Annotated in this window: 19 protein-coding genes; 10 read left to right on the top strand and 9 right to left on the bottom strand. The window is 71.4% G+C overall.

Going from position 1 to position 22,956, the window contains the following annotated elements:
• Positions 1-91 precede the first annotated feature (91 nt).
• Positions 92-2,677 carry a bifunctional FO biosynthesis protein CofGH gene (locus AB0E85_RS01160; RefSeq protein WP_361921171.1) on the top strand — a complete coding sequence of 862 codons (2,586 nt, stop codon included), beginning with the start codon at positions 92-94 and terminating at the stop codon, positions 2,675-2,677.
• 6 nt (positions 2,678-2,683) lie between these two features.
• Here AB0E85_RS01160 and AB0E85_RS01155 read toward each other — a convergent pair whose 3' ends face one another.
• Positions 2,684-4,093, bottom strand: a complete 1,410-nt coding sequence (locus AB0E85_RS01155) for a hypothetical protein (protein WP_361921169.1) — start codon at positions 4,091-4,093, stop codon at positions 2,684-2,686.
• 18 nt (positions 4,094-4,111) lie between these two features.
• Positions 4,112-4,582 (bottom strand): GtrA family protein, encoded by a 471-nt coding sequence (locus AB0E85_RS01150; protein WP_361921167.1) that lies wholly within the window; start codon positions 4,580-4,582, stop codon positions 4,112-4,114.
• 123 nt (positions 4,583-4,705) lie between these two features.
• On the opposite strand from AB0E85_RS01150, the gene AB0E85_RS01145 reads away from it, so the two are divergent.
• Positions 4,706-5,707 (top strand): glycosyltransferase family 2 protein, encoded by a 1,002-nt coding sequence (locus AB0E85_RS01145; protein ID WP_361921165.1) that lies wholly within the window; start codon positions 4,706-4,708, stop codon positions 5,705-5,707.
• A 78-nt stretch (positions 5,708-5,785) separates the two neighbouring features.
• A complete protein-coding gene (locus AB0E85_RS01140) occupies positions 5,786-6,346 on the top strand; it encodes a hypothetical protein (RefSeq protein ID WP_361921163.1) in 561 nt (186 codons plus the stop codon).
• A gap of 9 nt (positions 6,347-6,355) precedes the next feature.
• Here the strand turns inward: AB0E85_RS01140 and AB0E85_RS01135 are convergent, their stop codons facing one another.
• The gene (locus AB0E85_RS01135) at positions 6,356-6,874 is read right to left on the bottom strand and encodes a DUF2165 domain-containing protein (RefSeq protein WP_361921161.1); all 519 of its coding nucleotides are present in this window, start codon (positions 6,872-6,874) and stop codon (positions 6,356-6,358) included.
• Between the two features lie 81 nt (positions 6,875-6,955).
• Here AB0E85_RS01135 and AB0E85_RS01130 point away from each other — a divergent pair, with 81 nt between their 5' ends.
• Positions 6,956-9,457, top strand: coding sequence for a tetratricopeptide repeat protein (locus tag AB0E85_RS01130; RefSeq protein ID WP_361921159.1), 2,502 nt, complete (start codon positions 6,956-6,958; stop codon positions 9,455-9,457).
• Positions 9,458-9,739: 282 nt separating this feature from the next.
• Complete coding sequence (locus tag AB0E85_RS01125; protein ID WP_257784340.1) at positions 9,740-9,874, top strand: hypothetical protein; 135 nt, start codon at positions 9,740-9,742, stop codon at positions 9,872-9,874.
• 3 nt (positions 9,875-9,877) lie between these two features.
• Here AB0E85_RS01125 and AB0E85_RS01120 read toward each other — a convergent pair whose 3' ends face one another.
• Together AB0E85_RS01120 and AB0E85_RS01115 are read right to left on the bottom strand one after the other, a co-directional pair.
• Positions 9,878-10,069: a DUF397 domain-containing protein gene (locus AB0E85_RS01120; protein WP_361921157.1), complete on the bottom strand. Its 192-nt coding sequence runs from the start codon at positions 10,067-10,069 to the stop codon at positions 9,878-9,880.
• On the bottom strand, positions 10,066-10,878 hold the full coding sequence (locus tag AB0E85_RS01115) for a helix-turn-helix transcriptional regulator (RefSeq protein WP_361921155.1): 813 nt from the start codon (positions 10,876-10,878) through the stop codon (positions 10,066-10,068). Before AB0E85_RS01115 ends, AB0E85_RS01120 begins: the two co-directional genes overlap by 4 nt.
• Before the next feature lie 113 nt (positions 10,879-10,991).
• Between AB0E85_RS01115 and AB0E85_RS01110 the strand changes: the two genes are divergently transcribed.
• Complete coding sequence (locus tag AB0E85_RS01110) at positions 10,992-11,495, top strand: ATP-binding protein (protein ID WP_361921153.1); 504 nt, start codon at positions 10,992-10,994, stop codon at positions 11,493-11,495.
• On the opposite strand, the gene AB0E85_RS01105 is transcribed toward AB0E85_RS01110, so the two are convergent.
• Positions 11,446-12,285 (bottom strand): hypothetical protein, encoded by an 840-nt coding sequence (locus tag AB0E85_RS01105; protein ID WP_361921151.1) that lies wholly within the window; start codon positions 12,283-12,285, stop codon positions 11,446-11,448. The two genes, AB0E85_RS01110 and AB0E85_RS01105, sit on opposite strands and share 50 nt — an antisense overlap.
• A gap of 85 nt (positions 12,286-12,370) precedes the next feature.
• Here AB0E85_RS01105 and AB0E85_RS01100 point away from each other — a divergent pair, with 85 nt between their 5' ends.
• Together AB0E85_RS01100 and AB0E85_RS01095 are read left to right on the top strand one after the other, a co-directional pair.
• Positions 12,371-13,156, top strand: a complete 786-nt coding sequence (locus tag AB0E85_RS01100; RefSeq protein ID WP_361921149.1) for an SDR family oxidoreductase — start codon at positions 12,371-12,373, stop codon at positions 13,154-13,156.
• A 126-nt stretch (positions 13,157-13,282) separates the two neighbouring features.
• On the top strand, positions 13,283-14,851 hold the full coding sequence (locus tag AB0E85_RS01095) for a sodium:solute symporter family protein (protein WP_361921147.1): 1,569 nt from the start codon (positions 13,283-13,285) through the stop codon (positions 14,849-14,851).
• Between the two features lie 64 nt (positions 14,852-14,915).
• Here the strand turns inward: AB0E85_RS01095 and AB0E85_RS01090 are convergent, their stop codons facing one another.
• The 3 genes from AB0E85_RS01090 to AB0E85_RS01080 form a co-directional block, all read right to left on the bottom strand.
• Positions 14,916-16,031 carry an ADP-ribosylglycohydrolase family protein gene (locus AB0E85_RS01090; protein WP_361921145.1) on the bottom strand — a complete coding sequence of 372 codons (1,116 nt, stop codon included), beginning with the start codon at positions 16,029-16,031 and terminating at the stop codon, positions 14,916-14,918.
• A 99-nt stretch (positions 16,032-16,130) separates the two neighbouring features.
• Positions 16,131-18,026, bottom strand: a complete 1,896-nt coding sequence (locus AB0E85_RS01085) for an MFS transporter (RefSeq protein WP_361921143.1) — start codon at positions 18,024-18,026, stop codon at positions 16,131-16,133.
• 132 nt (positions 18,027-18,158) lie between these two features.
• Positions 18,159-20,822, bottom strand: a complete 2,664-nt coding sequence (locus AB0E85_RS01080; protein ID WP_361921141.1) for a D-alanyl-D-alanine carboxypeptidase — start codon at positions 20,820-20,822, stop codon at positions 18,159-18,161.
• A 235-nt stretch (positions 20,823-21,057) separates the two neighbouring features.
• On the opposite strand from AB0E85_RS01080, the gene AB0E85_RS01075 reads away from it, so the two are divergent.
• Entirely contained in the window at positions 21,058-21,813 is a 756-nt protein-coding gene (locus AB0E85_RS01075) for a GPP34 family phosphoprotein (protein ID WP_361921139.1), read from the top strand.
• Between the two features lie 265 nt (positions 21,814-22,078).
• A complete protein-coding gene (locus AB0E85_RS01070; RefSeq protein WP_062927438.1) occupies positions 22,079-22,936 on the top strand; it encodes a helix-turn-helix transcriptional regulator in 858 nt (285 codons plus the stop codon).
• Positions 22,937-22,956 lie beyond the last annotated feature (20 nt).

Genomic DNA, 22,956 nt, shown 5'->3' with positions numbered 1-22,956 from the left:
CGGGGAACGGCGCGAGAAACCACGTACTGCCCGCACCCGTCGGCGCAGGCGCCGCTGTCACGGCTGATCAGCGCACTCGTATGCTCGAAGGATGACGACTTCCGCGACCTCCGGAACCGGACCCACCGACAACTCCATGCGTCGCGCCCTGAAACGGGCCAGGGACGGTGTCTCGCTCGACGTCGCCGAGGCGGCGGTGCTGCTCCAGGCGCGGGGTGAGCAGCTGGAGGACCTGTCGGCCTCGGCCGCCCGGGTGCGGGACGCGGGCCTGGCGGCGGCCGGGCGGCCCGGCGTCATCACGTACTCCAAGTCCGTCTTCATCCCGCTGACCCGGCTGTGCCGGGACAAGTGCCACTACTGCACGTTCGTCACCGTCCCGGGCAAGCTGCGCCGGGAGGGCCACGGGATGTTCATGTCGCCGGACGAGGTGCTGGACATCGCCCGCAAGGGCGCCGCCCTCGGCTGCAAGGAAGCCCTCATCACCCTCGGCGACAAGCCGGAGGACCGCTGGCCGGAGGCGCGCGAGTGGCTCGACGCGCACGGCTACGACGACACCCTCGCCTACGTCCGGGCCATCTCCGTCCGCATCCTGGAGGAGACGGGGCTGCTGCCCCACCTCAACCCGGGCGTCATGTCCTGGACCGAGTTCCAGCGCCTCAAGCCCGTCGCGCCCAGCATGGGCATGATGCTGGAGACCACCGCGACCCGCCTCTGGTCGGAGCCCGGCGGCCCCCACCACGGCTCTCCCGACAAGGAACCGGCCGTCCGCCTGCGGGTCCTGGAGGACGCGGGCCGCTCCTCCGTCCCCTTCACCTCCGGGATCCTCATAGGCATCGGAGAGACCTACGAGGAGCGCGCCGAGTCGCTGTTCGCGCTGCGCAAGGTGTCGCGGGCCTACCACGGCGTCCAAGAGCTGATCATCCAGAACTTCCGCGCCAAGCCGGACACCGCGATGCGCGGCATGCCCGACGCGGAACTGGACGAACTGGTCGCCACGGTCGCCGTCGCCCGGCTCCTCATGGGCCCGAGCGGCAACATCCAGGCCCCGCCCAACCTCGTCGACGACGAGTACGAGCGGCTCATCGGCGCCGGTATCGACGACTGGGGCGGGGTCTCTCCGCTCACCATCGACCACGTCAACCCCGAGCGCCCCTGGCCGCAGATCGAGCAGCTCGCCGAGAAGTCCCGGGCAGCCGGGTTCGAGCTGCGCGAACGCCTCTGCGTCTACCCGGAGTTCGTGCGCCGCGGCGAGCCCTGGCTGGACCCGCGGCTGCGCCCGCACGTGGCCGCCCTGGCCGACCCGGAGACCGGCCTGGCCCGCCCCGAGGCCCTCCCGCAGGGCCTGCCCTGGCAGGAGCCCGAGGAGGTCTTCGTCGCGTCGGGCCGTACCGACCTGCACACCTCCATCGACACGGACGGCCGCAGCTCCGACCGCCGCGACGACTTCGACGAGGTGTACGGCGACTGGGGCGCCCTGCGCGAGGCCGCAGCCCCGGGCATGACCCCCGAGCGCATCGACACCGACGTACGCGCGGCCCTGCGCACGGCGGCCGACGACCCGACGAAGCTCACCGACGACGAGGCCCTGGCCCTGCTGCACGCGGACGGCCCGGCGCTGGACGCACTCGCCCAAGTCGCCGACGACGTACGCAAGTCGGCGGTCGGCGACGACGTGACCTACATCGTCACCCGCAACATCAACTTCACCAACGTCTGCTACACGGGCTGCCGTTTCTGCGCCTTCGCCCAGCGCCGCACCGACGCCGACGCCTACACCCTCTCCCTGGACCAGGTCGCCGACCGGGCCCAGCAGGCCTGGGACGTGGGCGCGGTGGAGGTCTGCATGCAGGGCGGCATCCACCCGGACCTGCCGGGCACGGCGTACTTCGACATCGCGCGGGCCGTGAAGGAACGCGTTCCGGGCATGCACGTGCACGCCTTCTCGCCGATGGAGGTCGTCAACGGCGCGACCCGCACGGGCCTGTCGATCCGCGAGTGGCTGGCCGCCGCCAAGGAGGCGGGCCTGGACACCATCCCGGGCACGGCCGCCGAGATCCTCGACGACGAGGTCCGCTGGATCCTCACCAAGGGCAAACTGCCCGCGGCCGACTGGATCGACGTCGTGACGACCGCCCACGAGCTGGGCATCCGCTCCTCCTCGACGATGATGTACGGCCATGTCGACCAGCCCCGCCACTGGCTCGGGCACCTGCGCACCCTGGCCGGCATCCAGCAGCGCACGGGCGGCTTCACCGAGTTCGTGACGCTGCCGTTCGTGCACACCAACGCGCCGGTCTATCTGGCGGGGATCGCCCGCCCGGGCCCGACCATGCGGGACAACCGGGCGGTCACGGCTATGGCCCGGCTGCTGCTGCATCCGTACATCCCCAACATCCAGACCAGCTGGGTGAAGCTGGGCACCGAGGGCGCGGCCGAGATGCTCCGCTCGGGTGCGAACGACCTCGGCGGGACCCTCATGGAGGAGACCATCTCCCGCATGGCGGGCTCGTCGTACGGCTCGTACAAGTCGGTCAAGGACCTCATCGCGGTGGCCGATGCCGCGGGCCGCCCGGCCAGGGCCCGCACCACCCTGTACGGGGACGTCCCCGAGGAGCGGCAGCGGGCGGCGGCCGCGTCGGACGGGCACCTGCCGCAGCTGCTGCCGGTGCTGGACTGACGCGCGCTACTGGCCCCCGGCGTCCGCCGGCTGATGCACCGGCAGGGTGCGGCCGGCCGCGGCGCCGGGGGCCGCAGGGGGCGGTGCGGTCCTGCCGCGGCCCAGCCAGAGCAGCAGCAGGCCGAGGGTGCAGGCGAGTGCGGGCCAGTAGACGTAACGGAAGTCCGTCGCGGGCATGATCGGCAGATAGCCGAGGATGTAGGCCGCCGAGCTGATGCCCAGCGCCCGCACGGGCATGGCGAACAGGCCCCGGCCGGGAAGGATCGCCAGCACCAGCGCGACCGTGAGCCAGAACCAGCCGCGGAACAGCCAGGGCAGGTCCTCGATCATGCCCTTGACGTAGGTGCCGAGCGCGTCCTCCAGCCGAGGGTGCGCCACTTCGATGCCCAAGTCGTTGCGGGTGATCCCGGCCTTGTACGCGTAGTCGGTCTCGAACAGCAGGGTCGTGAAGAGCAGCAGGCGGTACTGGAGATAGCCCGGCACGTGCCCGCCCATCTCGCGCAGCCACAGTGACGTGATCGCGCCGGAGTCCCCGCGCAGACCGTCGGCCGGGCGCCGGTAGCAGGCCCAGTAGGCGTCCGAGAGGGCGCCGACCCGCTCGCACTCCCGTGCGGAGGCCACGAGCCGGTCGCGCAGGGCGGGCGGCACGTCCGCCGAGCGCAGTTCCTCCACGCTCAGCACGTGCACGAGGTCGTCGAGCATGATCTGGGCGCCCTGCTTGGTCTGGAGCGGCGCGGCGAACAGGGAGATGGCGGCGGCGGGCACCGCGAGCCCGGCCACGAGGGCCGCCGTGCACGCCACCCACGTACGGCGTCCGGGCCTGCCCCACAGGGCGAGGACCAGCATGACGAAGACGGGGACCGCGGCGACGACGGCGTTCTTGCGCACCAGGATCGCGTAGGCGAGGAACAGCACGCCCAGCCAGAGCAGGCCCCAGCGGACGGCGGGGCGCAGGTCGCGGTCCCGCAGCAGCAGGCCGGTGAAGGCGACCGCGACGGCGGCGAGGAGCGCGAACGCCGCGTGCACGTCCTTCCAGACCACTCCGGCGAAGTTCAGCACGAAGGGTGCGAGCCCCACGCCGAGCACGGCGAGTGACCCGCCACGGCTCCGGGTCAGCTCCCACACACACCGGGCCAGCACCCACAGCGCGCCCCAGAGGACGGCGGACTGGAGGACGAGCATCGACGTGATCGACCCGGTCAGGGCGATGAGGGCCCGCCACACCAGGCTCAGCACCGGCGGATGCCAGTCGGTCAGGGGAGCATCGCCCCTGGCCTGCCGGAGCTGGTCGAGACTGTCGGGACTCAGGAACCCGGGGGCGAAGACGAGGACCGTGGCCAGGCAGCAGAGCGCGGCGACGGCGGCCAGACCCCAGACCCAGCGCTGCGTACGCGCCAGCAGTGTCTTTTGTCCCATATGCCGGATGTTAGCGGCTCAGGATGCGACGAAGACGTAGCGCCGGTAGGCGTAGAAGCGGAACAGGGTCGCGAGAACCCAGCCGAGGATGCGGGCGGTGTTGTCGCTGAGCGCCGAGTCCAGCCCGAGCAGGTGCCGGGAGGCGAAGACCGTGCCCGCGGTGATGGCGAGCCCGACCCCGTTCGCCACGAGGAACAGCACGAGTTCCTGGGTCACCTTCTCGCGGTGCCGGCCGCGGTAGGTCCAGTAGCGGTTCCCGGCCCAGCTGAAGAGCGCGGCGGCGGCCGTCGCGATGACGGACGCCTGCACGGGAGCCGTCCGCATCACCCCGCCCTCCGCGCCACCGGGCAGACCGAAGACGAGCAGGTTGTAGCCGCCGTTGTCGACGACGAAGGCCAGGGCCCCGACGACACCGAACTTGGCGGCCTCGCGCCAGATGCCCTTGATGGCGTCACGCGCACGCAGCGTCACAGAGTCGAGGACCGGCACACGGCGAGCGTAACGACCCGGCGGGACCCATCCGGTCAGGCGCGCTCATATCGCACTATGTCCGACTGTATGAGGTGCTGATGTATGAGGTGCTGACGGTATGCGGAACCGGTCGAGTGAGGAGTGGTCGTGGAACCGACGATCGCGTGTGTCGTGCCGTGCCACAACGAGGAAGCGGCCGTCGGCAAGGTGGTACGCGACCTGCGCGCGGCCCTCCCCGAGGCCGTCGTCTACGTGTACGACAACGCCTCCACCGACCGCACCGTGGAGGTCGCCCGGGAGGCCGGTGCGGTCGTCCGGCAGGAGACCCGCAAGGGCAAGGGCAACGTCATCCGCCGCGCCTTCGCCGACGTGGACGCCGACGCGCTGCTCATCATCGACGGCGACGACACCTACGACGCCTCCCGCGCCCGCGACCTGGTGGACCTGCTCTTCGAGGGGCCGTACGACCAGGTCGTCGGCGCCCGCCGGGTGACGGTCGACGGGGCCTACCGGGCCGGGCACGCGGTCGGCAACAAACTGCTCACCGGGGCGGTGCGCTCCCTCTTCGGCAACGACGTGACCGACATGCTCAGCGGCTACCGGGTCTTCTCGCGGCGCTTCGTGAAGTCCTTCCCGGCGCTCGCCCGCGAGTTCGAGACCGAGACCGAGATGACCATCCACGCGCTGCACCTCCGGCTGCCCACCGCGGAGGTCCTGACGGACTACCGGGTCCGGCCGGCCGGCGGCGAGAGCAAGCTGCGCACCTACCGGGACGGCTGGCGCATCCTGCGCGTCATCCTCGACCTGGCGCGGCGCGAGCGCCCCTCGCTGGTCCACACCGTCCTCGCGGGCGTCCTCGCCCTGGTCTCCCTCATCCTCGGCATCCCCGTCATCGCCGACTTCGTCGAGACGGGCACCGTGCCCCGGGTCCCCACGGCGATCCTCGCCGCCGCCATCATGACCATCGCGGCGCTCGTGCTGCTCGTGGGGTACATCCTCGAATCGCTCATGCACATGCGCCAGGAGCAGACCCGGCTGGTGCACCTCTCCTACCCGGCGCCGGTGCGCACCCCGCGCTACGCCGCCCGCGGCGCCGGCACGGGCCCGGTCCCGGTCCGCAAGACCGCCCGGGACACCCCCTGAGGGAGCCGAGGGGCCACGGGTGCGCAGTACGATGATCGGAACCCCGTTTCGAGCGGGGTCCCGTGACTGAGGAGATGCGTGCCGGTGCCTGCCCGACTTCCTTCGTGGGCCTGGGTGACCGGGCTGACCGTGGGAGCGATAGCCGCGGTGACGGTCCTGGGCGTACAGGCGGACCGGGGCTCCCATCCCACCGCCACGTCGGCCAAGCCGAGCAGCACGGCCTCGGCGCAGCCCACCCCCACCGCGTCGGCGCCGGCCCGGGTGCCCGACGGCTCCGGCACCGGCCGGCGCGTCGTCTACTCCCTCGGGGAGAAGCGGGTGTGGCTGGTCGACGCGAGCGAGGCGACCCGCCGTACGTTCACCGTCTGGCCGGGGTCCGTCAGCCCCGACCCGGGCACCTACACCGTGTCGTCGCGCAACGCGGGCACGACCGGCTCGGACGGCGTCCAGATCGAGCACATCCTGTACTTCGCCGCGAAGGACGGGGTGTCCGTCGCCTTCTCCAACGCGGTCGACGGGGCCTCACCGCCGCCCGCCGCCTCCGGCACCAAGACGGGCGGAGTCCGGATGCGGAAGGCGGACGGCACGGCACTGTGGGCGTTCGGCACGGTCGGCACGACCGTGACCGTCGTCAAGTAGCGGCAGCGCTCAGGAGGCGGGCGTCTCCGCCCGCGGGGCCGGCAGCTGGTTGACGATCAGCACGACGCCGCTGAACAGGAAGATCCGTGTCGCGGCGTCCAGCCCGTTCCAGTCCTCCGACTGCCACATCGAGAACCACTCGCCGCCGATGCCGATGAACCCGGCCCCGAACAGCAGCATCACCATCAGCAGCCCGTACGTGGACATCCGCCGCGCGCGCGGGTCATCGCGCCTGGCCCACAGCCAGGTCCCGTATATGAGGACCAGCGCGGCGACGGTCTCCCAGACGATGATCGCGACGTAGGCGGCGTCCTGAAGCCCCCGGCTCGTGATGGCCCGCCACATCAGGTCCTCGTCCTTGAACGTGGTGTCCATGGCCAGCACGTGCCGGACGAACTGCTGGTTGGTCCCGAAGTCGGTGATGTTCCCGAAGGCGACGAGCGCCATGTAGAGGGCGACGGTGGCGGTGAGCAGGGTGGCGGCTGCTGACAGTGCGCCGCGCGGTGTGGAGGGTGTGGAGGTGGCCATGCCGATCATTCTCCCCAGCGGCCGGGGCGGACGCGACAGAATGAGCCCGAAGCCGACCGCGCGAGACGAGGGGACTTCACGATGGCCCAGGCGCGACCGTCGATGCAGGAGCTGATCCGGCAGCGCACCCGGGCCGGATTCGTCGGCCGGGGCGCCGAACGAGCCGTGTTCCGGGCGAACTTCGACACCGCCCCGCACGACGAACGCCACCGCTTCCGCATCCATGTGCAGGGCAACGCCGGCGTCGGCAAGACCTTCCTGCTGCGGGAGTTCGAGCACATCGCCCGCGAACAGGGCGCATTGACGGCGTACGTCGACGACAGTGCGGGCAGCGTGCCGGAAATGATGGCGGAGATCAGCCGTCAGTTCGCGGCCCAGGGACGGCGGTTGAAGGAACTGGACCGGCTGCTCGCCGCTCACCGTGAACGCCGGCAGGAAGCGGAGCTGGCCGCGCTGACGGCGCTGGACACGGAGGAGGAGGCCACCGGGCCGTCGGCCGGCGGGCGGGTGGCGGCACGGGCCGGGATGGTGGCCGCCGGGATGGTGCCGGTGGTCGGCCCGCTGGCGGGGATGCTGGACGAGGACCAACTCGCGCGCGCGGCGGACCGACTGCGCGCCGGACTGGCCGCTCGCTTCCGCAGCCACGAGGACCTGCAACTGGTCCTCGCCCCCGAACAGGTACTCACACCGGTGCTCCTGCGCGAGTTGATGGAAGCCCCGGCCCCGTGGGTCACCCTTTTCCTGGACACCTACGAGCGTACGGGCGCGTACCTGGACGCCTGGCTGCACGAGACGATGACGACCGACCGCCACGGCGCCATGCCCGCCACGACGGTGGTGGTCACGGCGGGCCAGACACCCCTGGAGCGGTCCCGCTGGGGCGGCTTGGCCGACTTCGTGACCGTCATGCCCCTGGTCCCCTTCACGGAGCCGGAGGCACGCGGCCTGCTGGCCGCCAGGGGCGTGACCGCCGAACCGGTCGTGTCCGAGGTCCTGCGCCTGAGCGGCGGCCTCCCCGTCCTGGTCTCCACCCTCGCCGAGTCCCGCCCCACCGACCCCGGCGACGTGGGCGACCCGAGCGCGACGGCGGTGGAGCGCTTCCTGAAGTGGGAGCGCGACCCGGTGCGCCGGGCCGCCGCGCTCTCCTGCGCGCTCCCGAGGTGGCTGGACGGGGACGTGTTCCGGGCGGCGGCCCACTGCCCGGACGAGGACGCGGACACGGTCTGCGACTGGCTGCGGTCGCTGCCGTTCGTAGCCGACCGGGACGGCGGACGGTGGCGCTACCACGATGTCGTGCGGGCGCCGATGCTGCGGGCGGAGCGGCGCCGCTCCCCGCGCGGCTGGGCGGCGCGGCACCGGGAACTGGCGCAGGTGTTCGGGCGCTGGCGGGAGGAGGCCGAACAGGCCGTTGCCGATCCCTGGACGGACGGGACCTGGCGGGACCTGCGCCTGGCCGAGACGTACCACCTGCTCTGCACGGGCGACAGGGAGGCGGTCCCGGCCGCGCTGCGGGAGTGCGTACGGGCATGCGCCGTCGACGAGGTGACGGCCCGGCACTGGGCACAGGCCCTGACGGACGCCGGCCGTGATGCGGAGGCCGAGGGGGCGGCCGACTGGGGCGGCGACCTCACCGCGGCCCTCGCCGACGGCGGCGTCACGGCGGCCCTGGCACTGCTCCTGCGGCGCGCGGGCTTCGACCCCGGGACCCGTGCCCTGGCCCATACGGCCCGCGGCAGCGCCCTGCGGCACGGCGGCGCGCACGAGGAGGCGCTCGCCGAGTACGACAGGGCGCTGGCGCTGGACCCCGGCCTCGCCCCGGCGTACCGCAGCCGCGCCATGACCAAGGGCGAACTGGGCGACTACGAGGGTGCGTTGACGGACCTCGACGAGGCGCTGTCACTGCACCCCGAGGACGCGCGCGGCCGCGCGATCCGCGGCGACTACCTGCGCATCGAGGACCGCTACGACAAGGCTCTGCTTGACCTCGACGAAGCGATCCGGCTCGACCCCGGGACGCACATCGCGTGGGCGTCACGCGGAGCGATCCGTTTCAACCGAGGCGATCCCGAGGCGGCGCTGGCCGACCTGACCCAGGCCCTGGAACTCGAACCGGACTATCCGTGGGCGCTCACCCGCAGGGCTCGGGTGTGGCGGGTACTGGGCCACCCCGATCGCCAGATGGCCGACCTCGACCACGCGGTTTCCCTGAACCCGGACTGGCCCTGGAGCCGTTGCGAACGGGGCGACGCTCTCCGGATCGCGGGCCGCGACGAGGAGGCGGTGGCCGACCTGGACATCGCGATCGCCCTGGACCCCGCATACGTGTCGGCTTACGCGAGCCGGGGGGAGTCCCTGGCCCGGCTGGGCCGCCACGCGGAGGCACTGGCCGACCTGAACCGGGCGGTGGAGATGCGCCCCGGGTACGTCTGGGCACTGTGCCGCCGGGCCGTGCTGCACGCCGTCACGCAGCGGTGGGAAGAGGCCCGGGCGGATGTGGAGCGTGTACGGGAACTCAATTCCGAGATCCTGGAACGGCTTCCGGATACCGACCGCGCGGTACTGGCTCCGCTTCTCGCCGGGTGAACACCACGCGAATTACCTGTGTGCGAAAGTAATCCGGCCGTTTCGCGATCCCGGCCCGTCGGGTAGTATCCGAGTCAAGAGGTCTGTGGTTCGGTCGAGTTGTCTTCTGGGAGGTGTGCGATGGTGCGGCGGACGATCCCTGATGAATCCGGTCACCAGTCGGCACACGCGCTCCCGGGCCACGGCGTTTCCCGGTTCCAGCGCGTTTCCGCCTGACCGGTCTCTCCCTTTCCCCCTGGTGGTACCCACCCGTCAACACCCCTGTGCACAGAGGAGGCGTCCGTGTTCGACGAGCGCAAAGAAGCGGAAATGAGGCTGTACTCGGAGAAGCTGGCGCGGGAACTCGCCCTGAAGAAGGAGCGCGAGGAGACCGACGAGCCGACCGATACCCCTGAAACGCCCCTTGTTCAGAACTGACGTTCAACGCCCCGCCGCGAACTCCACGAACTCGGACCAGGCGTCACCGGTGAACGCCAGCCGCGCGCCGTCCTTGTTCTTGGAGTCGCGGAGGAGAACGGCGGGCTGGGTCGTGGATATGGCGACCTCTACGCAATCGGGTCCGTCATTTCCGCTGTAGCTGCTCTTGATCCATGTCAGCGGGGTGGGCGTCATGTCTCTTCTCCCATTACTTTCTCGATGAAGGCCAATGAATCGCGGGGCGAGAGGGCCTGCGCCCGGATCATGCCATAACGCATATCGAGGATCTGGACGTCGCTCGGATCGCTGATCACCCGGTCGTACAGCTGGCTTTCCGTGTGGCCGAGTGCCTTGCCGTCCCGGAGCTTCAGCAGCCGGAACGAGCCCATCACCGCTGCGTGGTCGTCCCTGCGCGTAGGCATCACCTGAATCTCGACGTGCCTCAACCCGGCCACCTCCAACAGGTGTTCGAGTTGGCGGCGCAGCACCATTTTGCCCCCGAGGGGCCGCCGCAGTGTCATCTCTTCCTGGACAAAGGTGATCAGAGGGCGGGGTGCCCGGTCGAAGACGACCTTCCGTGCCATGCGAGCGGCCACGTGGCGGTCGACCTCGTCCTCGCTGAAAGCAGGTCGCCGCATCGCGTACAGCGCCTGGGCGTACTCGGGAGTCTGCAACAGGCCGTGGATGTGCAGCGCCGAGTACGCCCCGAGTTCGACCGCCTGGTCCTCCAGCTTGGTCAGGTCCCGGACGGTCTTCGGATACCTCGCCTTCTCCACGTCCTCCTTCATCGCGGAGATCTTGCCGCAGGCACCCAGCACCTCATCCGCCTTGTCGAGAAAGTCCGGCTTGGGGATCCGTCGCGCCCGCTCCACGGACGACACCATCTCCTCGCCGTACCCGATCGCCGCACCGAACTCCGCCTGCTTCAGCCCGGCCGCCTCGCGCCACATCTTGATCTGCCGGCCGACCGTCCTGAGCACGGCCGCCGCTTCCTCGTCCTCCACGCCTTCCCCTCCTGACGTACGAGCCGTACGACCCCGCCCTGCGCCCGGACAGTCACGCTCCGTACCGGGGCCGTCGCTGTTCAGAGTAGGGACGGACGGCCACGCTGGGTGACATGAGCCAGAAATCCCTCGCTGAAATCAGCACCCCCGTGCGCCACTTCGCGATCCAGCTGTCCGCCACTCGAAGGGGTGCTCGACTGGCTCGCCTGCTCGCCGAACGCCAGCTCGACGAGTGGGGCGAGGCGTACGACGCCGCCGCGCAAGTGGTGGCGGAGCTGGCGTCGAACGCGGTGCTGCACGGGCGCGTCCAGGGCAGGGACTTCCGGCTGGCGCTGCGGCTGCACGCCGACCGCACGCTGCGCATCGAGGTCACCGACGCCCGGGGTGACCGGATCCCCCGGGTCCCGGAACCGGTCGCGGACGACGCGGAGACCGGCCACGGGCTGCGGATCGTCGCGGCGTACGCGCACGGCTGGGGCGTGCTGGAAGCAGCGGCCCACGGCAAGACGGTGTGGGCGGAACTGGCGCTGGGGCCGGGCTCGCCGTCCCGCGCGCTCGCGCCCCGCCTCAGCGCAGCCGGTCCACGTACGTGTCCGTCCCCGGCACCGTCGGGATGAACGGGGCCACCAACTCCACCCTGCCCAGCCCCGATTCCGCCACGGTCGCGTCGAGGCCGGTGAAGTAGGACTCCCAGCACTCCCCCGGGTCGGTCTGGAGGAACCACAGGAGCGTCAGGCGGGTGTCGACGCCCTCGACCTGTTTCACGTACGTCATGCGGTCGCCGGGGAGGGGCGTCGGGCTGAAGACCGTCACCAGGGCGGCCGGGGAGCCCGCCAGGCGCTTGGGGAGGTGGCGGGTGCGCAGCCAATGGAGGAGCGGGGCGCGCTGCTCGGGGGTGTCCGCCTCGACGACCTGGAGGACCAGGCCCGCGTAGGGGTGGTCGAGGGCGTGGACGTCCCGGGGGCCGGCCGCCCCGTCGCGGTACACCGTCGTCTCGTGGTTCTGGAACGCCGTGAGGACGTGCGTGCGGTCGTGGTAGACGCGGGCGTCCCGGTTGAGGCGCTTGTTGACGGCGACGGTCCAGCGCATGTGGTCGTCGTAGCGGCCGGCGGTGATCCAGTACGTGGAGAGGTAGCAGCCGGCGGTGACGGGCTGGGCGATCGCGGGCTTCTCCGGGTAGCGCAGCAGCTGGAGGTCGCGGGTCGCCACCCAGCGGCGGCCGGCCTGCATCCAGGGCATGGCCATAGCGCCGGCGTAGTAGTGGTCGTCCTCGTACCAGCGGTTGTACGCGTACTCGTGGCCGGGGTGCGGCTCGACCATGGTGATGAGGGCGTGTCCGGGATGGGTGCCGTAGGGGCCGACGGCGGCCAGTTCGGCGTACAGCTCGCTGCGGGTGTCCTCGCTCATGCCCTTCCCCTTCGTCGGTGGCTGACCCATACTCTGACGCTCCGTCAGATAGAGCGCCAGGGTTCCGGTCCGGGGAGGTCCTGCCATGTCACTGCTCGCGGGGAAGACGGTCGTCGTGTCGGGGGTCGGGGCCGGGCTCGGACGGCAGGTCGCTGCGGCCGTCGTACGGGACGGGGGGCGTGCCGTGCTCGGCGCCCGGACGGAGGCGAGCCTGGCGAAGACGGCGGCCGAGGTCGATCCCGGCGGGGCGGGTACGGCGTTCCGGGCCACGGACATCCGCGACGAGACGCAGTGCGAGGCACTGGCTCGGCTGGCGCGGGAGCGGTTCGGCGGGATCGACGCCGTCGTCCATGTGGCCGCGCTGGACGGTTACTTCGGCGGATTGGAGGACGCCGACTTCGAGTCCTGGCGGTCGGTCCTGGAGGTGAACCTGCTGGGCACGCTGCGGATGACCCGGGCCTGTCTGCCGTCGCTGAAAGAGGGCGGTGGTTCCGTCGTGTTCATCGGGACGCAGTCGGCGGTGGCGGCCCCGTCGCAGGTGCGGCAGGCGGCGTACGCGGCCTCGAAGGGGGCGCTGACCAGTGCGATGTACTCGCTCGCGCGCGAGCTGGGGCCCCACCGGATCCGGGTCAACACCGTGCTGCCCGGCTGGATGTGGGGGCCGCCGGTGCAGGCCTACGTGCAGTTCGCGGCGCAGTCGGAGGGGGTGCCGGAGGCGGCCGTCCTGGAGCGGCTGACCGAGCGGATGGCACTGCCGGATCTGGCCACGGACACGGACGTGGCCGACGCGGTGGCGTTCCTGGCGTCGGACAGGGCGCGGGCGATCACCGGACAGTCGTTGCTGGTCAACGCCGGGGAGCTGATGCGTTGAGTTCATGTGAGTGAACGGCAACCATCACACAGAACTTCTTTGCCTCCCTTTGACCTTACGATCACTTGTCGTGTTCACGCGGCAGCGCCCACGATGAGCGCCGGGCTGATCCCTGGGAGGGCGCACATGAACGGTCTCGACTGGGCCGTGCTCATCGGCTACTTCGCCGTGATGGTCGCGATCGGCGTCTGGTCGCACAAACGCGTCGACAACGTCAGCGACTTCTTCACCGCCGGCGGCAAGATGCCGTGGTGGCTCTCCGGCATCTCGCACCACATGTCGGGCTACAGCGCGGTGATGTTCACCGGATACGCGGGCATCGCCTACACCTACGGCGTCACGTCCTTCGTCACCTGGTCCTTCCCCATCGCCCTCGGCATCGCCATCGGGTCGAAGCTGTTCGCCCCGCGCATCAACCGGCTGCGCTCCCGGCTCCACGTGGCCTCCCCGCTGGAGTACCTGAAGAACCGCTACGACCTCAAGACGCAGCAGGCGCTGGCCTGGTCGGGCATGCTGCTGAAGATCGTGGACGTGGGCGCCAAGTGGGCGGCGATCGCCACGCTGCTGTCCGTCTTCACGGGCATCTCCCTCAACCAGGGCATCCTCATCACCGGCGGCATCACGGCGATCTACTGCACGATCGGCGGCCTCTGGGCGGACGCGCTGACCGAACTCGGCCAGTTCATCATCCAGTTGCTGGCCGGCATCGCGATGTTCGTGGCGGTCTTCGTACGCCTCGACGACCACGGCGGCTTCTTCGGCGTCTGGGACTCGCCCGAACTCCAGGGCCACGAGAAGCCGTTGGTCGGACCCTACGGCACGGTGTTCCTGCTCGCGTTCCTCTTCATCAAGCTCTTCGAGTACAACGGCGGCATGCTCAACCAGGCCCAGCGCTACATGGCCACGCCGAACGCCAAGGAGGCCGAGCGCTCCGCCCGCCTCTCGGCGATCCTCTGGCTGGTCTGGCCGCTGGTGCTGTTCTTCCCCATGTGGATGTCGCCGCTGCTGGTCGAGTCGCAGAAGCCGGACGGCTCGGACTCCTACGCCCTGATGACCGAACAGCTCCTGCCGCACGGCCTGCTGGGCCTGGTGATCGTCGGCTTCTTCTCGCACACCATGGCCATGTGCTCCTCGGACGCCAACGCCATCGCGGCCGTCTTCACCCGGGACTGCGCGCCGGTGATCTGGGCACGGGCGAGGGCCTGGAACCAGAGCCAGGGCCTGCGGGTCGCCCGCATCGCCACGGTCGTCTTCCTCGGCCTGTCCATGGCGGCGGCGACGCAGGTCAATTCCCCCGCCTTCAAGGACATCATCACGGTCGTCATCAAGTGGGTGGCCGGTCTGATGGGCCCGATGGCGATCCCGATGATGCTGGGCCTGCTGCGAGCGTTCCGCCGCTCCGGCCCGACGGCGGCCCTCGTCAGCTGGTCGATGGGCCTGCTCGCGTTCTGGCTGGTGAACTACCCGATCAACTGGAACGTCGAGGGTGGCGTGCCGCTCCAGTACCAGGTGTCGATCCCGCTGGCCGTCTCGCTGGTCCTCTACATCCTGGTCGGCTACATCCGGCCGGAGGACACCCCGGAGCGGCTGGCGATCATCGAGAAGATCAACACGGACGGGGACGGCGCGGCATCGGCCACGATCCCGGCCCCGGCCGGTCCGGCGGACGACGTGGTGCGCACCGCCGAGAGGTGAACCTCCGGACGCTCACGCCGGGCGGCCCCCGCCGATCGGGCAGGCGCCGCCCGGCACCACGGCTTCAGGCCCGCGGGTAGCGGGCGAGCCAGCCGGGGGAGGAGCCGGCCGGGCCGTGCAGGGCCGGGCCCTGGGTCATCTCCATGGCGAAGTCGTCGGCCAGTTCCAGAATGGTCGGGCGGCCCTCCAGCTCGGCCAGCCAGGCCGGCGGCAGAGCGGTCTCCCCGTGCAGCGCGCCGAGCAGGCCGCCGGTCAGCGCGCCGGTGGCGGCGGACGGGCCGTCGTGGTTCACGGCGAGACACAGCCCGTGCCGGACGTCCGCCGCGACCAGCGCGCAGTACACGGCCGCGGCGACCAGCCCCTCCGCCGTACCCGCCCCGCTCAGCTCGGCCACCCGCTCCGGGCCGGGCAGGCCCTGCCGCACGGCACCCAGCGCATGCTGCAAGGCGTCCGACACCGGCTGGTGCCCCGGCCGGGCGGCCAGCAGCCCGAAGGTCCGCTGCACGGCCGCGTCTAGGCTCTCGCCCAGCGCCAGCGCATGCACGATCACGGCGTACGCGCCCGCCGCCAGGGCCGCCGTGGGATGACCGTGGGTCTGCGCCGCGCACTCGACGGCGAGCTGGGCGACCAGCTGCGGCTCCCAGCCCACCAGCAGCCCGAAGGGGGCCGACCGGGCGGCGGCCTCCGGCCCGGCCTCACCGGGGTTCTTGGGCGCCTCCGGCGTCCCCATGGTCTCGTCGCCCAGGCCCAGCAGCAGCGCGCGGCTGGGCTCCCGCCGCGCGTAGAGCCACTCCTCCCGCGCCAGCCACCCGTCTTCCTTGCGGCGTTCGTCGGGCCCCCAGTCACGCTGGGTGGCGGCCCAGCGCAGATAGGCCCGGTGCAGATCGGTCGGCGGATGCCAGGCACCGGTGTCCCGCCTGACCTGGGCGCGGATCAGCCCGTCGACGGAGAACAGGGTGAGCTGGGTGAGGTGCGTGACGGCGCCGCGTCTGCCGAAGGCGGGGGCCAGGTCCACCAGGCCCTCCGCCCCGTGCGCCTCCCGTATCCCGTCGATGGTGAGCCCGTCGACCGGCGTCCCCAGCGCGTCTCCCACGGCCACGCCGAGCAGGGTCCCGCGCACCCGGCTGCGGAAGTCCTGCTGCTCTGTACGGCCCCAGACGGCGCCGGCAGTCGCACCCACCTAGACCTCCCCGGGGCACCGTCCATACGTACGACAGCTCAGCACTGTAATCGAACGGGAAAGGTGTTCAGAGGGGTGATGCGGACCGGGCCCACCGGATCAGCGCAGCTCCTCCGGGCACGGCGTCCCCCGGGGAAGCTGGTACGGCGCCGCCAGGCGGTACGTGCCGGCCTTCGGGGCCAGCAGCTCCGTCCACTTGTCGCCCTGCGCGTCCTCCTCCGTCTCCGTCAGGCAGCCGTTGACGTTCACGTACGTCTTCGGCTCGCCCTCGGGACGGTTCCTGGACTCCTCCGTCTCCTGCGGCGGCTTCAGGCTCTTGCCCTCCGCGTCGACGATGCTCAGCCACGGCGAGTACGGGATGCGGACCAGGATCCGGCCCGCCTTCTTCACCTGGAGGACCATCTCGCCCTGCTCGGCCCGGTCGACCACCGCGTTCGGCTCGGCCAGCGGGGTCGGGTCGCTCACCTTGAACAGCTGCCAGGTGGCGTCGCCCCAGATCTGCGTCAGGTACGGCAGCCCGCGCCGCACCAGCGCCCGCTCCCGCTGGCCCCCGTCGCCGTCCGGCTCGCCCTTGGGCAGCACGACGTAGTGCACCGCCCAGCGCTTCAGCCACTCGTGGTAGTTCGCCGAGTTGAGGGTGTCGTCGTAGAAGAGGGGGTTGCGCTCCATGTCGGCCTGGCGGTTCCAGCCGCGGGCCAGGTTGACGTACGGGGCGAGCGCGGAGGCCTCACGGTGGGAGCGGGCCGGGACGACCTCGACCCGGCCCTTCTCGGCGCCGACCTCCTGAAGCTCGTTGACGAGCGGCGCGAGCTCACGCGACCAGGACGCCGCCGGGGCCGTGTGCACGATGTCGTCGACCGTCTTGAAGCCGATCCACACGCCGAAACCGCACAGCGCCACGACGGCCGCGTACCACTTGCGGCTGCGCGGCACCGTGAACGGCAGCGCGGCGACCAGCGCGACCCCGGCGAACAGCATCGCCAGCCGCGTGATGTTCGACCCGATCTGCGAGCTGATCAGCCACACCAGCACGACCCCCAGGCCGTACACCGCGGCCGTGAGCCGGACCGTCTTCCACTCCCGCGGGACCAGCACGTAGGCGAGGACCGAGAACGCGAGCGGCAGCAGCACCGAGCCGATCATCATCGGCTGCGTGCCCGAGAACGGGAACAGCCACGCCGACACCGCCACCACCGCGGTCGGCGCAAGACCCAGCGCCCACGCGCCCGGCCGCCGCTTCTGAAGGAACAGCGCCACCGCCACCAGGCCCACGAACAGGCCCGCGACCGGCGACGACATGGTGGCCAGCGCGGCCAGCGGCGCCGCGCTCAGGGCTTTCGCCCAGCGCTTGTAGCGCCACCGGTACGGCCAGCAGAACACGACGGCGACCGCGCCGAGCGCGAACATCATGCCGAGGCCGAACGTCACGCGTCCGGACACCGCGTTGCAGAACAGCCCGAACACACCGGCCAGCGACGCCCACAGCGGGTTGAGGACCGAGCGGCTGCGCAGGAGCAGCAGCGTCAGCAGACCGGCCGAGACCGTGCCCGCGATCATCATCGTCGTCCGCACACCGAGCAGCGACATCAGATACGGCGACACCATGCTGTACGACACGGGGTGCATCCCGCCGTACCAGGCGAGGTTGTACGCCGAGTCCGGGTGCCGGCCGACGAACTCGGCCCACGCGTCCTGCGCGGCCAGGTCGCCACCGCTGTTCGCGAAGGTGAAGAACCAGAGGATGTGCAGCGCCGCGGCGAGGCCCGTGACGGACAGGACGGGGTGCCGCAGCATGCGCTCACGCAGCGCCAGTACGGGGGCGGGCCACTCGAAGCCCGCCCGGCCGTTGTCCCGCGCGCTGTCCTCGGACGCGTTGCCGTCAGCCGCGCGGGCTTGCGGCGCGTCGGCTTCCGGTGCTTCGGGCAGGCGTATTCGCGGGCCTGATACCGAGCCCGGTTCGGCGTCGTCTGCGCGTGTCGGCTCCGCAGTGGCCACTCGAAGGCACTCCCCGTGTCCCGTCTTCTGTTCTCGCTCTGTCCCGGTTCGGGACGCTAGCACGCACCCCGCCGGGCGGCGCCCGGACGGGCCGTTACCGGCGGAGTGCGGTGGTGCGGGTGGCGCCCCGGGTCAGCCGAGACGCGTGAGCTTGGCCGCGAAGTCCGGCTCCACCAGGTCCTTCTGGAGGGCCACCGGGACCTTCACGGCGCTGGTGGTGCCGTCACCGACGGTGAGCGTGCCCACCTTCGTGCCGGCCTTCGCCGTGTGCGGCAGGTCGTCCGCGGCGAACGTCAGCTTGACGGACAGGCCCGCCCAGCCGACGGCCGTGACGTCCTTGGTGACGGCGACCGGCGTATGGCCGCCGAGACCGTCGTCGGCGTACCCGACGATGTCGCCCTTCTTCAGGATCGTCGCCGACTCCAGCGCGCCCTGCGCTGCCCGGATCAGCTTGTCGCCCTCGTGGAGCGCGGCGCCGAGGATCGTGTTGTCCGGCCCGCCCGCGGGCTGGCGCACGACCGCGCCGATGATCCGGCGGGTCTCGCCGTTCACGTCCTTCTTGGCCGCGAAGACGAGGTTGCCGAGCGCCGACGTGGTGGTGCCGGTCTTGATGCCGGTGACGTCGTTGTAACCGACCAGACGGTTCCAGTTGTCGTGCTTCTTCCCCTTGTAGTCGACGTACGACATCATCGCCGCGACCTCACGGAACACCGGCTGCTGCATGGCGGCCTTGGCGAGCTTCACCTGGTCCACGGCCGTGGAGACGGTCGTGTTGTTCAGGCCCGACGGGTCGGTGTACGTCGTGTTCTTCATGCCGAGGTCCTCGGCGGCGTCGTTCATCTTCTGCACGAACGCCTTCTCGGACCCCGCGTCCCAGCGGGCGAGCAGACGCGCCACGTTGTTCGCGGACGCGATCAGGATGCTCTCCAGGGCTTCCCGCTCGGTGATCGCGTCGCCCTTGGTGACGTCGACGGTGGACTCCTGACCCGCGTCGGACTGGTCCTGGGCGGCCTGGTCGATCGGGATCTTCGGGCCGTCCGCGCCGCTCTTGAGCGGGTGGTCGCGCAGGATGACGTAGGCGGTCATGACCTTGGCGACGCTCGCGATCGGGACGGGCTTCTGCTCGCCGGAGGAGCCGAACGTGCCGATGCCCTGGACGTCCAGCGCGGCCTGGCCCTTGGTGGGCCAGGGGATGTCGACCTTGCCGCCCTCGAAGGTGTAGCTGTCCTCGGCGGTGAGCTCCAGGGTGGGCGAGGGGAGCGGGCGCACGCTCTGCACGACCGCGAAGACGACCACCAGCAGCAGCACCAGCGGCGTCCAGATCTTCACCCGCCGGGCCGCCGTCCGCAGCGGGGTCTCCGGGGGCGGCGGGGTGTTCGTCAGCTCGGCCAGCAGATCCAGCGGCGGCTTGGGCGGCAGGGGCTGCTGCGTGGTCCGCTCGGGGCCGACGGTGGGGACGGGCGCGGTGGCGTCGGCCGGGGCCGCCGCCTGGGCGGCCGCCGGGGGCGTCGCCGGCGCGGCCGGCTTCCTGGCCGACGGGTCGTCCAGCGGCTTGAGCGCGACGAACTTGCTGGTCCGCTCGGCGTCCCTCTCCGGGGCGTCCTTCCTCGGGGCGTCCTTCCCCGGAGTGTCCTTCCCCGGAGTGTCCTTCTTCGGGAGGTCCGTCTTCGGGAGGTCCTTGGCCGCACCCCCGAGCTTCAGCATGGTGGTGGGCTGGTCGACCGGAGGCCGCACGGCCTTGAAGACGGCGGTGGGCTGGTCGACGGGGGGTGCGGCGGGGGTGTCGTCGGTGTCGTCGTCGGCGGCGTCGTCAGGGGTCTTGCCCTGGTCGGAGTCGCCGTCCTCGGCGTCGGTGTCGGCGGTCTTGCCGGTGGTCCCGGGGCCGGGGCCCTTGACGTCGTTGTCGGCGACGGAGACGGAGGCCGAGGGGTCGGAGTCCTCGTCGTCGGCAGTGGAGGCTGAGGGCTCGGAGTCCTGGTCGTCGGTCTGATCGTCAGCTTCCGGCTCAGCGTCAGCCTCGGCCTCGGCCGCGTTCTCGGCGTCGGTGTCGGCACTGGCGCCGGCGTTGGCGTCGACGTTGGCGGAACGGTCCGCCTCGGGCTCGTCGGCGTCACCCCGGCCCGCCCCGGAGCCCTCGGACGCCGTCTCTGCGGCTTCCTGGCCGTCCTCGGCGCCCTCGGCGTCCTCCGCGTCCGTGCCGTCCTCCGCGTCCGTGCCGGCCCCCGCGGGCTCGTCCGCACGGTCGTCCTCGGCGTCGGCGTCGGCGTCCGCGCCCGGCTCCGCGGCCACGGTGGCTTCCCCGGCCTCCTGGGCGTCCGCGACCGCCTTGTCGGCCTTCTCGGCCTCCTTGGCCTTCCCCGCGCCCTCGGCGGCCGCGGCCTCGCTCTCGTCCGCGGACGCGACCCACGCGGCCACGGCATCCCGCAGCCGTCCGTCCGTGCCCTCGGACGCCTCGGACCCCGCGGACGAGCCGGAAGCGTCCTGCCCGGCTTCGGCCGCCGCGTCCTCGGCGCCCGAGTCGCTCTCGGCTCCCTCGGCGTCCCGGTCGCCGTCGGCCCGCTCGGCGTCGTCCCCGGTCTTCTCCGTCTCCGGCTCCTCCGCCGGCGTCCGCGTGGACAGCACGCGGGTCGCCGTATCGGCACCGCCCCGCGCGGCGGACCTCTCCGGCTCACGCGCCACCGCGAGCCGCGGGTCGGCGACTTCGCTCCTGGCCTCCGGAACCGGACTCGCGCTCCCCGACGTCTCTCGTGCCGACGACTCGCGCTGCTTCGACCTGTCGGGGGACTCGCCCGCCACCGATGCCTCCTCCTCGCGCCGCATGCCCCGCGTGCGCGTACCGAACCGTGAACCGCCGCCCGTGACACCGCTCCGGCGCTGTCCGAACCATGTACCAGTGTCCTGTGTGCGGGCCAAACCCATCCGGTAGACGAGAACGACATACCTACTGGTTCCACTACGAACCGGTCACGCACCCTCGACAGACCAATGTGAGAGGGGTCACCCTGTCTTTCATCCACGCGGGGAGGCATGGATGGGCAGGAGCCGCAGAACACTTCCGGAGGAGCTTCTGCTGCTGGCGTTGGACCCGACCACGGGTACCACCGCACAGCCGCAGTCGCTCGACCTCGGTCTGGCCGGAGCACAGCTAGTGGAGCTGGCGCTGGCCGGACGGATAGCCCCAGACGGGGATCGTATCGCCGTGGTGGCACCACGGCCGACTGGAGATCCAACACTGGACTGCGCACTGGAGTTGCTGCGAAGGCGTGGCGCTCCCGTGCGGGCGGTGAACTGGATCGGCGGGCCGCGTCTCGGGCTGCGCCAGACCTACCTCTCGCATCTGGAGCGGTGCGGCATGGTGCATGCCGTGGCCGGCCAGATGTGCGGAGTGCTGCCGACGACTCGCTACCAGGCGACGGACACCGAGATCAGCCGGGAGATCAGGGCCCGGCTGGACTCCGCGATCCGCACCGGCGTACCGCCGGACCCGCGGACCGCGGCCCTCGCGGCCCTCGCTCACGCGGTCGGCCTCGGCAAGCACCTGTACCCGGGCAACGAGGGACGCTCCTCTCGCTCCCGGCTCAGGGACCTGATCAGGCACGACCCCATGGGCGGTCTCGTCGCGCACGCGGTGATGGACGTCCAGAACGGCGTCGCGGCCCAGCCGCGCCGCAGCCCGGCACCGTCCGGCCGTCAGGCGGCCGGCACGACCAGGCCCGCACCGGAACCCGCCCGCGGCGTTCCGATGCAACCGCGCCACGGAAGCATGGCCCGCGCCGTGGCCCACTGAGCCGCGCCGCACCGGCACGACCCGGCACCAGCACGACCTACGACCGGCACACGCACCACGAGACCCACGACCCGGTCACGGGAGCCGCTGTCCGAGCGGGGCGGAGAGAGCGCACACTCTCTCCGCCCCGCTCGGCGTGCCGTGTCCGAACTGGCGTGTACCCGTCGCATATCCACCGTTTCCCAGCGGTAGTAAGCACCTTGGTGGCAGTCTGCTCAACAGCAGATACGCAAAGTAGAGGCACGCAGCCGGAGGTGCACGTCCCGTGGCGTCCAATGTCAATCCCACCGTCAGGCGGCGCCGGCTGGGCCAGGAGCTCCGCAGGCTCCGTGAGCTCAAGGGCATGACGGCCGAAGAGGTGGCCGAGCGGCTGCTGGTGTCGCAGTCGAAGATCAGCCGCCTGGAGAACGGGCGGCGCAGCATCAGCCAGCGCGACGTGCGCGACCTGTGCGGTGTCTACGAGGTCGAGGACCAGCGGATCGTCGACTCGCTGATGCAGATGGCCAAGGACTCCCGGCAGCAGGGCTGGTGGCACGCCTTCGGCGACATCCCCTACAGCGTCTACATCGGCCTGGAGACGGACGCCGAGTCGCTCCGCGTCTACGAACCCCAGATCATCACCGGCCTGTTGCAGACCCGTGCGTACGCCGAGGCCATCATCCGCGGCGGCTCGCCCGAGGCGTCGGAGGCCGACAACGACAAGCGCGTCGAGGTCCGGCTGCGCCGGCAGGGGCGGATCACCGCCGAGACCGAACCGCTGCGGCTGTGGGTGGTCCTGGACGAGGCGTCCCTGCACCGGATCGTCGGCAGCAGGCCGGTGATGCGCGAGCAGCTGGAGCACCTGGTCGAGATGTCGCAGCTGCCCCACATCACCGTGCAGGTCCTGCCGTTCGAGGTCGGCGCGCACGCCGGCATCAACGGCCAGTACTCGATCCTGGAGTTCGCCGACGCGGCCGACTCCAGCGTCGTCTACATCGAGGGCGTCACCAGCGACCTCTACCTGGAGAAGCCGCTCGACGTGCAGAAGTACACGGTGATGTACGAGCACCTGCGGGCCCAGTCGCTGAACGTGGACCAGTCGCGGCAGCTCATCGAGCGCGTGGCGAAGGAGTACGCGCGCTGAACCACCGCCGGAGGATGACC

Origin of the sequence: Streptomyces sp. NPDC029044, from assembly GCF_040637495.1 — a bacterium.
Taxonomy (GTDB): domain Bacteria; phylum Actinomycetota; class Actinomycetes; order Streptomycetales; family Streptomycetaceae; genus Streptomyces.
This window is presented reverse-complemented; position numbering and strand designations above follow the sequence as displayed.